The organism is Mycobacterium sp. 1245499.0, from assembly GCF_001673615.1.
Lineage (GTDB): Bacteria > Actinomycetota > Actinomycetes > Mycobacteriales > Mycobacteriaceae > Mycobacterium > Mycobacterium europaeum_A.
Genome location: NZ_LZMG01000401.1, coordinates 1 through 3273, shown reverse-complemented (window position 1 = coordinate 3273; position 3273 = coordinate 1). Strand labels below are relative to the sequence as shown.

Genomic DNA, 3273 nt, shown 5'->3' with positions numbered 1-3273 from the left:
AGGGCGGCGCGTACCAGGTCCGCCTTTGCCGGAAATCTGCGGTACAGGGTTCGCTCACCGACGCCGGCGCGGCGCGCGACCGCTTCCACCGGGGCGTCGGGTCCCAATTCGCCGTAGACCTCGCGCGCCGCGCGCAGGATGCGCTCGACGTTGCGCGCCGCGTCGGCCCGCAACGGCCGGTCTTCAACCGCGGTCATCGTCACAGCGTAACTGACAGTTGACTGTCGGTAGCCGCCGCTTTAGGCTCGTACAACTGGCAGCCAACTGACATTTAGTGGAAAACTGGTTATGGCAATACCTTTGGAGACCGCCGAATCCCGGCCTGACGCAAGCCTTCCCGTGTTACCCGTCCCGCGGCCGTCGCACTGCCCGCTCGCGGCCCCGCCCGAGTTTGCGCAGTGGCGCGAACAGGCCGGGCTGCGACGGGCGATGTTCGGCGGCAACCCGGTCTGGGTGGTCAGCCGCTACCAGGACATCAGGGCGGCGTTGGTCGATCCGCGCTTGTCCGCGAAGACCATTCCGGACTCGATCCTGCCGACCGACGCCGACAACAAGGTCGCCGTGATGTTCGCCCGGACCGACGATCCCGAGCATCATCGGTTGCGGCGCATGATGACAAGCAGCTTCACCTTCAGGCGTTGTGAATCGATGCGGCCGCACATTCAGGACATGGTCGACCACTATCTCGGCCAAATGATCGACAACGGTGCGCCGGCCGATCTGGTGCGTGAATTCGCCTTGCCCGTGCCGTCGATGGTGATCGCCCTGCTGCTCGGGGTGCCGCCCGAAGACTTGGCCATCTTCCAGCACAACACCACCAAGGGGCTTGACCAGAAGTCCACCGACGAGGAAAAGGGCCAGGCGTTCGGGGCGATGTATGCCTACATCGAGGAGCTGGTGGAACGCAAAGCGCGCGAACCCGGCGACGACTTGATCAGCCGACTGCTCACCGAATACGTGGCCACGGGCCAGCTCGACCACACCACCACGGCCATGAACAGCGTGATCATGATGCAGGCCGGCCACGAAACCACGGCCAACATGATCGCACTGGGAACCGTTGCGCTGCTGGAACATCCCGAGGTGTTCGAGCGACTCGGACAAACCGACGATCCGGCCGTCATCGCGAACGTCGTCGAAGAACTGATGCGCTATCTGTCCATCGTGCACAGCCAGGTCGACCGCGTCGCGACCGAAGATCTGGTGATCGGTGGCCAACCGATTCGCGCCGGGGAGTTCGTCCTCATGAGCCTGCTCGCCGGCAATTGGGACGCAGAATTCGTCGACCACCCCGAATCCTTCGACCCGGACCGAAACGCTCGCGGGCACTTGGGCTTCGGATATGGCGTGCATCAATGCATCGGAGCGAATTTGGCGCGCGTCGAGATGCAGGTCGCCTTCGCCACCCTGGCGCGGCGCCTGCCCGGGTTGCGACTGGCGGTGCCGCCGGAGCAGCTGAGGTTCAAAGACGCCAATATCTATGGCATGAAAGAACTTCCGGTGCGCTGGTGACGGTGTCTAACGGCGAGCTGCGCTTCGACGGCCAAGTGGCCGTGATCACCGGCGCCGCCGGCGGGCTGGGCAGGGAGTACGCCCAGCTTCTGGCCGCGCGCGGAGCCCGCGTCGTGGTCAACGACAAGGGCGGCTCGGTGACCGGGGACGGCGCGGACGACAAGGCGGCCGAGGCCGTCGCGGATGCCATTCGCGAGCAGGGTGGCGAGGCCGTCGCGGACAGCCACAGCGTGACGAGTCCGCAAGGCGCACAAGCGATCATCGACACCGCCCTGCGGGTCTGGGGGCGCCTGGACATCGTGATCAACAATGCGGGCGTCGTCGGCGACGCGCCGTTCGAGGACATGACCGCCGATCGGCTCGACCCCCTGGTGGATGTCCACCTCAAGGGGGCGTTCTACGTGACGAGGCCAGCGTGGCAGGTGATGCGCGAACAGCGCTACGGACGGGTGCTCAACACCTGCTCGGCCGCGGGAATCCTTGGCGCCGAACGGATGAGCAACTACGGCGCGGCCAAGGCGGGTTTGCTGGGCTTGACGCGTGTGCTGGCCGCCGAAGGAGCCGCATACGGCATCAAGGTCAATGCCATCGCTCCCATCGCGTACACCCGGATGCTGACGCATTCGCTCGACGAGGCGACCGGCCGGCAAGCCGTCGAACACGATGCGGCATCGCAGGCGGTATTGGATGACCTTGTGGGCCTGTACCTTCAGAAACTGGACCCCGCGCAGGTCGCTCCGGTGGCCGCCTTCCTTTCCCACCGGGATTGCCCGGTGTCCGGTGAAATCTACACGGTGGGCGCGGGACACGTCGCGCGGTTCTTCATCGGCAGGACACGGGGTTGCTACCGACCCGGGCTGTCGATCGAGGACGTCCGCGACCACCTGGACGCGATTCGCGACGAAGCCGGCTACACCGTGCCGGGCGGGCCCGGTGACGAAATGAGCGAGCTTTTCGCGACCATCATCGGCAGCCTCAGCAGCTGAAGGCCGCGCCGACACCGTCCGGCGGCGGGGCCGATTTCAGGCAGCCGTACGGCACGATGCCGGCGGGGCTGAACTTGGCCGCCGACTGGTGCGCATAGTTCACGCAGTACAGGCCGGTCTGCTCGGCGCGGCACCGGTAGTCACCGAACGACAGCGAATCCCCGTTCGCCAGTTCCGGCCCGTTGCCGTTCAGGAATGGGCCGGGATCGGCACGGGCGGATCCGACCTGCAGGTTCACCCCGTCGAAGCTGATCCAACCGCCTTGCCACTGGCCGTAGGCCGTCGCGGGAGCCGGCGGTGGATTGGTCAGATTCACCAGGCAGGCCAGTGCGCCGCCGGTGTGCTTGGCATCCGTCATGCAGGAGACCTTGCCGGCCACCGCGGCCAGCGCGATGTCGTCGCCCAGGGGCGTGGTGGCCCCGTCGCGGCTGGCGGTGTGAAAGCGGCCGGGATCGGCGGGATGGCCGGCCTCTATCCAGGCGATGACGTCGGAGATCGCGGTGCCGGCGCCGGGCGCCCCGGTGGGTCCGGGCGCTTTGCTTCCCGGTGCGCCGGCGCCGGTGGATGTCTGGGCGGTGCTCGGGGTCGGCGCTGATTGGCCGCCCGTGGTGTGGGAGCACCCGGCGACCAGTAGTGCCGCGGCGATCATCGCAGCTTTCCGCATTCAGTCAGGCTAACCGCCGCGCCGGGCAATTAAGGCGCTGCGCGCGCGTTACGGCCGTCATGTCGGTTACCGTCGGGTTATGCATGACCGGACTGTCCGCGCACGCACGGC

General features: G+C 66.9%; 4 protein-coding genes. 2 read left to right on the top strand and 2 right to left on the bottom strand.

All coding sequences use genetic code 11. The features are described 5' to 3' along the window. A partial coding sequence (locus A5646_RS25090; protein ID WP_156765700.1) for a helix-turn-helix domain-containing protein occupies positions 1-197 on the bottom strand: 197 nt, incomplete at its 3' end. A gap of 91 nt (positions 198-288) precedes the next feature. Here A5646_RS25090 and A5646_RS25085 point away from each other — a divergent pair. Then, entirely contained in the window at positions 289-1512 is a 1224-nt protein-coding gene (locus A5646_RS25085; protein ID WP_066878992.1) for a cytochrome P450, read from the top strand. Next, positions 1509-2498: an SDR family NAD(P)-dependent oxidoreductase gene (locus A5646_RS25080; RefSeq protein WP_231998469.1), complete on the top strand. Its 990-nt coding sequence runs from the start codon at positions 1509-1511 to the stop codon at positions 2496-2498. Before A5646_RS25085 ends, A5646_RS25080 begins: the two co-directional genes overlap by 4 nt. On the opposite strand, the gene A5646_RS25075 is transcribed toward A5646_RS25080, so the two are convergent. Then, positions 2488-3162 carry a hypothetical protein gene (locus A5646_RS25075; protein WP_197497992.1) on the bottom strand — a complete coding sequence of 225 codons (675 nt, stop codon included), beginning with the start codon at positions 3160-3162 and terminating at the stop codon, positions 2488-2490. The two genes, A5646_RS25080 and A5646_RS25075, sit on opposite strands and share 11 nt — an antisense overlap. Positions 3163-3273: the final 111 nt, after the last annotated feature.

Excerpts from the sequence above, each read along its gene's own strand:
- A5646_RS25075 (WP_197497992.1), bottom strand. The coding sequence starts at position 3,162 with ATGCGGAAAGCTGCGATGATCGCCGCGGCACTACTGGTCGCCGGGTGC.
- A5646_RS25085 (WP_066878992.1), top strand. The coding sequence starts at position 289 with ATGGCAATACCTTTGGAGACCGCCGAATCCCGGCCTGACGCAAGCCTT.